Origin of the sequence: Paenibacillus sp. NPDC057886 (assembly GCF_042796655.1) — a bacterium.
Taxonomy (GTDB): Bacteria; Bacillota; Bacilli; order Paenibacillales; family Paenibacillaceae; genus Paenibacillus.
In genome coordinates, this window is record NZ_JBHVMZ010000042.1 from 1 (window position 1) to 1,052 (window position 1,052).

The window sequence follows — 1,052 nt, forward strand, 5'->3', positions numbered from 1 at the left end:
GATACTACCTGCTCACGTCGTAAAAGGCATAAAAATTAAAAAAAACGACGAAGATGTCGGCATGGAGATATTAGAGGAAGAATCACACGTCCTTATCGTAACTGAAAAAGGGTACGGAAAACGAACTCCGGCTGAAGAGTACAGAACCCAAAGCCGGGGCGGAAAAGGACTCAAAACAGCGAAAATCACCGAGAACAACGGCCAACTAGTAGCAGTGAAAGCTACTAAAGGTGAAGAGGATCTAATGATTATTACAGCTAGCGGCGTACTCATCAGAATGGACATCAATGATATCTCCATCACCGGACGTGTCACTCAAGGTGTGCGTCTCATCAGAATGGCAGAAGAAGAGCATGTTGCTACAGTAGCTTTAGTAGAGAAAAACGAAGAAGATGAGAATGAAGAAGAACAAGAAGAAGTGTGAGAAAAAGCGCAGCTGAAATAGCTGCGCTTTTTTGTGTCATAACCCTTTACAGTCATAAAAATTATGGTATAATCATTTCTGTTGTCTTTTTAAAGACACAAACATGACCATTATGACTAGTAAAAACTTTTTCAAAAAAGTATTGACCTAGTTAACTAAAAATGTTACTATTAAGTAGTCGCTTCGAGAGAAGCACACAAAGTTCTTTGAAAACTAAACAAGACAAAACGTACCTGTTAATTCAAAGTTTTAAATAAATCGCACAGCGATGTGCGTAGTCAGTCAAACTACTTTATCGGAGAGTTTGATCCTGGCTCAGGACGAACGCTGGCGGCGTGCCTAATACATGCAAGTCGAGCGGACAGATGGGAGCTTGCTCCCTGATGTTAGCGGCGGACGGGTGAGTAACACGTGGGTAACCTGCCTGTAAGACTGGGATAACTCCGGGAAACCGGGGCTAATACCGGATGGTTGTTTGAACCGCATGGTTCAGACATAAAAGGTGGCTTCGGCTACCACTTACAGATGGACCCGCGGCGCATTAGCTAGTTGGTGAGGTAACGGCTCACCAAGGCAACGATGCGTAGCCGACCTGAGAGGGTGATCGGCCACACTGGGACTGAGACAC

At 44.4% G+C, this 1,052-nt stretch carries 1 protein-coding gene and 1 rRNA gene; both read left to right on the forward strand.

Annotation, left to right across the window (positions count from 1 at the left end; translation table 11 throughout):
- The coding region (locus tag ACFVQB_RS34450) for a DNA gyrase C-terminal beta-propeller domain-containing protein (RefSeq protein ID WP_379449900.1) at positions 1-424 on the forward strand (424 nt) is incomplete at its 5' end.
- Between the two features lie 292 nt (positions 425-716).
- Positions 717-1,052, forward strand: a 16S ribosomal RNA gene (locus ACFVQB_RS34455); the annotation flags it as partial.